Source organism: Paenibacillus popilliae ATCC 14706, assembly GCF_000315235.1.
GTDB classification, from domain to species: Bacteria; Bacillota; Bacilli; order Paenibacillales; family Paenibacillaceae; genus Paenibacillus_B; species Paenibacillus_B popilliae.
Map to the genome: position 1 here is coordinate 1 of NZ_BALG01000117.1, position 4,800 is coordinate 4,800.

General features: G+C 53.1%; 3 protein-coding genes and 1 pseudogene. 2 read left to right on the forward strand and 2 right to left on the reverse strand.

Going from position 1 to position 4,800, the window contains the following annotated elements:
• The first annotated feature begins 85 nt into the window (after positions 1 to 85).
• The gene (locus PPOP_RS25865; RefSeq protein ID WP_422730632.1) at positions 86 to 361 is read left to right on the forward strand and encodes a transposase; all 276 of its coding nucleotides are present in this window, start codon (positions 86 to 88) and stop codon (positions 359 to 361) included.
• A gap of 147 nt (positions 362 to 508) precedes the next feature.
• On the opposite strand, the gene PPOP_RS09515 is transcribed toward PPOP_RS25865, so the two are convergent.
• Together PPOP_RS09515 and PPOP_RS09520 are read right to left on the reverse strand one after the other, a co-directional pair.
• Positions 509 to 1,117: a YqaA family protein gene (locus PPOP_RS09515; protein ID WP_006286060.1), complete on the reverse strand. Its 609-nt coding sequence runs from the start codon at positions 1,115 to 1,117 to the stop codon at positions 509 to 511.
• A 430-nt stretch (positions 1,118 to 1,547) separates the two neighbouring features.
• Positions 1,548 to 2,390 (reverse strand): M15 family metallopeptidase, encoded by an 843-nt coding sequence (locus tag PPOP_RS09520; protein WP_006286061.1) that lies wholly within the window; start codon positions 2,388 to 2,390, stop codon positions 1,548 to 1,550.
• Positions 2,391 to 2,766: 376 nt separating this feature from the next.
• Here PPOP_RS09520 and PPOP_RS09525 point away from each other — a divergent pair.
• Positions 2,767 to 4,515: pseudogene (locus PPOP_RS09525) on the forward strand (alpha-L-fucosidase).
• The last annotated feature ends 285 nt before the right edge of the window (positions 4,516 to 4,800 follow it).

Sequence of the window (4,800 nt, forward strand, 5' to 3'; positions counted from 1 at the left end):
GCGCGTCGACAAAGTAAAGAAGATTCGCATTTGTAACGAAGCCAAGCAGCTCCAAATCCATGGCGGATACCGTCACGTGCAGAAAATGCGAGTTTGCTGTGAACACGTCTTTGCAGAGGCGAAGAACGTTCACGGAATGAACCGAGCCCATAGCCGAGGATTGGAGCGCATGCAGGAGCAGGCCACGTGGACAGCCATTGTCCAAAATTTGAAACGACTCTGCCGGTTTAAGAAAAAACGGCCAGTAGGCGGTAGTTCCGTATGCGTAAATTCCGTCGGAGATGCGGTTGAGGTGCTCACAACACATTTACTCCCCCAACTACGCTTTGCTTTTTGCCGTCCTTGTTACGGCTCAATCTGACCTCGATAACCTATTTTTCACCAGACTTTTAAGCATGGCAGCCGTTCTGATTGCGCGCCGCCGCTTCTGTGCGACCTAATCCCTTCTTCGCTGCAAAAAGCAAACAAGCCGGCTTCCCGTTAGACATCCGGTGCCGGCCATGTTTCATCAGATATGATTGCTCGGTTGCTCGATATTTTGCGCAGCGGCCGCTTCCTTTCTTTTGAGATACCTTCTGCGGAGCAGTAGAAATACGAGAATGATTGGGACAGAGATCAATAAAATGTAAAGGGAGACCTTGTGAACCATTCCTTCCGCCGAACGGCCATAGAGGTAGAACAAGATGCCTATGGCATAGAACTTGATCGCTCTTCCCAGCGCAGCATACGCGAGAAGGCGCCATAAAGGGAAATTCAGGCAACCGGACAAAATCGTGAACACTTTAAATGGAATCGGCGTGAACGAACCGATGAGAATGGCAGCCTCTCCCTTCTTCTGGAACATCACGGTGGCGGAATCGACCCATTCTTTTTTGAGAAACTTGTACATAATGGAATGGCCGAGTCCCTTGCCGAGCAGATAGCCGAACGGCGTGCCGAGCAGACAGGCGATGTAGCCGATTGTAGCCAACCACAGCGCGTTAGACGGATCGAGCAAACTGAGCGACACCTGCAGGAAAAAAGCAGGTATCGGAAAAATAACCGCATCGACGAACGCGTGGATGAACAATCCCCAGGCTCCATAATCCATAAAGAAATCAATGATTTGCTGAAACATCGTTTGCTCCTATCCGGAAACCCACTTATTTATGCTAGCCGCTTTCCCCGCCCACATTTCTTTTCTCTATACTTTATGGAAAAGGGAACAAATTCACCTAACGCGGATCCGGGGCGATCCTATGAATAGACGTATCAGGAAGACGGCTCCCCTTCACAATGATGTTTCCACAGATCCGTTCGATAGATTGCCGGAATGCCAGCTATATATAAAAATAACATTTTCGCAATCAGAAGAGAACCGTTTTTTATGTGAAAGGTGCCGGACAAGAACTGAAACGGATACTCGACAAACTGTACCGGGTCGATCCATCCGCTTTCGCACTGGCGGCGGCAGCGGACTGGGCTTAGCGACCTACAAGAGCATGATTGAAGCTCACAGCGGTAGAAATCAGGCGTACCGCAATCCGATGGGAGGCTTGTAGATGGTCTCACCCTCCCGTTGTAGCGGTTCCACTCCCCTTCCTTTGTAGAAATGTTTTGCTGAAAGGACTATCCGCTCCATAGTACTCTTCCAGCGTCATTCCCTCTGCCGCCAACCGCCCAGCCAGATCGCGTCCGACATACCGGAGATGCCACGGTTCATACTGATAACCGGTTATCTCCTCCTTCCCGCGCGGATAGCGGATAATATAACCGAAGCGGTGCGCATGCGTCGCCAGCCATGTCGCTTCCTTCATATGCGCGAAGCAATCCTGGACCGCGCATCGGCCATCGCTGCCGGACAGATCGACGGCCAAGCCGGTCTCATGCTCGCTGTGGCCAGGGGCGGCACTATATGTGTTAGCCCGCCTGGAACCTTCCGTATGGACATATTGGCGGTAGACCGCCGCCTGCATGGCAGACGAGCGGTAGGCGGAGACGCTGGCCAGATAGATATTGTCCAACTCGGCTGCGGCGAACAGCCGCTCCAGCGCCCGGGCCGCTTCCCGGCGCAGCAAATACCGCTTCGACTTGAGTTCGGTAAGCGTTCGCACCTTCGGGAAGATCAGATCGTGTGGCGCATAACCTGGAGGAAGCCCATGTCGTTTATTGACGAGAACCTCGGGGCTGTCCACACCGGGAAGGGAGAGGCCAGCCTGCTTCTCAATTGACTGGCCCGATTCTTGTGCGGACAGACGGGCTTTCGGCGGCGCCTCTCTTTCTCGAATACCGGGTTGACCGGCCGCTTGCAGTTCCGTTGCTTGCGTTCGGGCCGAGGGAGCCTTGCAGCCGAAGCACAATGTGCAGAACAGACTGCAACAGAGGATGCATATGAAAGCTCTGCCAGACATGATCAAGGCTCCTTTCTGCATTGGAAATGCTCTACCATACGAGCATAATGATATCATTAGGAATTATGCTCCAGTTTTACCGGAAGCATGCGACTTCCTGCAACAAAAAAACAAATCGACCCGATTTTGTATCAAATATTAGCCCTATTTTGTTTACATAATACTTATTATGTTCTTACTATTCAAGGTCTGATTGAACAGCGGCCAAAAGACGAACTGCGCAACTTCTATGCAGGCAATCGAACGCAAATGGTCCGGGCATAGCGACGCAGCAGTGATGATACCGGAGAAGAGCGAATACTTATGAGGGAAAGAGGGCATCTCAATCGGCATTCATGCCCATACGGTGCCTAATCCATATCTAGGAGGCGGTGGAATGACTGTGGCAGGGGCAGTTCAACAGTCGAATCGCGAGCAGGCAGAGCGAATGAGCTGGTGGACGGAAGCGAAGTTCGGCATGTTCATCCATTGGGGACTGTATGCCCTTCCCGGAGAAGGCGAATGGCATATGTACAGATCGAAAATACCGGTCGCCGAATATGAATCGCTGGCCGATCAATTCAATCCCGTGCGCTTCAATGCGAAGGAATGGGTCCAGCTGGCCCGGCAGGCGGGCATGAAGTATATCGTGATTACAGCCAAGCATCACGACGGGTTCGCGATGTACGGTTCCCAGGCTGAACCGTTCAATATTGTCGATGCGACGCCGTTTCAGCGCGATCCGATGAAGGAGCTGGCGCGGGCCTGCCAGGAGGAAGGCATGCGCCTCTGCTTCTATTATTCACATGTCATCGACTGGCATCATCCGCACTCGGTGCATCCATCTGCCAACAACATATAGGATTACAAAATGGAAGAGAAGCAATTCGATATGTATTGGAATGAGCTCGTCAAGCCGCAAATCAAAGAGCTGCTCACCGAATACGGCCCGGTCGGCCTCATCTGGTTCGATACGGCGGGCGGGCTATCGAAGGAAGCCAGCGAAGGCATCGTCGCCCATGTGCGCCGCCTTCAGCCGGATTGTCTTATTAACAGCCGGGTCAGCCATGTCCAGGGAATGGGCGATTATCAATCCAAGGGCGACAATGAGACGCCAATGTACGGCGAGGAATCCCGGCCGTGGGAGATGCCGATGACAATGAATGGGACATGGGGATACAGTCCGAAGGATCAAGCATGGAAGCCGATTGACTCCCTTATTCGCATGCTGGCCAACATCGTAAGCAAGGGAGGAAATCTGCTGTTAAATGTCGGCCCATCACCGAAAGGAACGATACCGGAGCCGGCGGTGGAACGGCTGCGCGAGATCGGGGCGTGGACGGAACGGAATGCGGAAGCGATCTATGGCACTTCAGCGAGCCCCTTCCCGTATGAGTTCGATTGGGGTACCATGACGGCCAAGCCGGGACGCCTCTTCCTGCATGTATTCAATGACAAGTGGCCGCGTGGCCAGTTGAAGCTGCAAGGGATGCGCAGCCGTGTAATCAAGGCGTACCTGCTCGCCGATCCGTTGAAAAGAGAGCTTCCCCTCACCCACACCTATCATGGCGGCACGGAACGCCAAACGCTATCCATTTCCCTCCCGGTCACGGCCCCAGATCGGGCGGTATCCGTCATCGTGCTCGAAATCGAAGATGTGAACGATCTCGATACCGGATTCACGGTCCTCCCGTCCGGCATGCTGAAGATTGACGTAACGTCAGGAGAGGTGACAACGGCGGAGGCCCTCGGTGACGAGACCTCGGCGGCGCGGCGCGCGGTCTGGGACATTGCAGTTGCCGAGCCTGGCACCTACGCGCTCTCGCTGATCAGCTTCAAGCGCGTCGACGCGGCGCTCTCTGATTCCTATGTCGATGGCATCCGGCTAACGTTCGCCGGAGAGGCGATCGAGACGGTTCCGCAGGAAGATTCGGTCGTCTCCGAATCCCCAGCATGCGAGCATCCTTACAAGGAGGTCCATTCCCGGCTGGCGGAGGTCTTCATTCCGGCTCCTGGGATCTATGAGCTGACGCTGACCTTCAGTCTCATCCAGGAGCGCAATCCGAACTTCATCGAGATCGGGCAGGCGGACAAAGTAAAGCTGCGTTCCGTCATGCTGGAACGGTTGGATTCGCAGCAGCGATAGCATCGTTCGTCCCCTGCCCGCTTAAGGCAGGGGACGCCGTGATGTTCAGTGGCGGGGCAATCTACCGACGCTCATTAAAGTAGTATAAAAAAAGAAAAGATATGATGCGGGTGGTCACATCATATCTTTCGCTCTTCATTCGTTAGATCAATTGAACTATAAACAATAATTAATATTTACCTTTTGAGTTATCAGTCAGCTTAGACATAAACTCTGCAGGGGCTGAATACCATTTACCGTTAAAGTAAGCATCCCACTTATCTTTATTGATAATTTTAACTTTGT

Excerpts from the sequence above, each read along its gene's own strand:
- PPOP_RS25865 (WP_422730632.1), top strand. The coding sequence starts at position 86 with ATGCGAGTTTGCTGTGAACACGTCTTTGCAGAGGCGAAGAACGTTCAC.
- PPOP_RS09515 (WP_006286060.1), bottom strand. The coding sequence starts at position 1,117 with ATGTTTCAGCAAATCATTGATTTCTTTATGGATTATGGAGCCTGGGGA.
- PPOP_RS09520 (WP_006286061.1), bottom strand. The coding sequence starts at position 2,390 with ATGTCTGGCAGAGCTTTCATATGCATCCTCTGTTGCAGTCTGTTCTGC.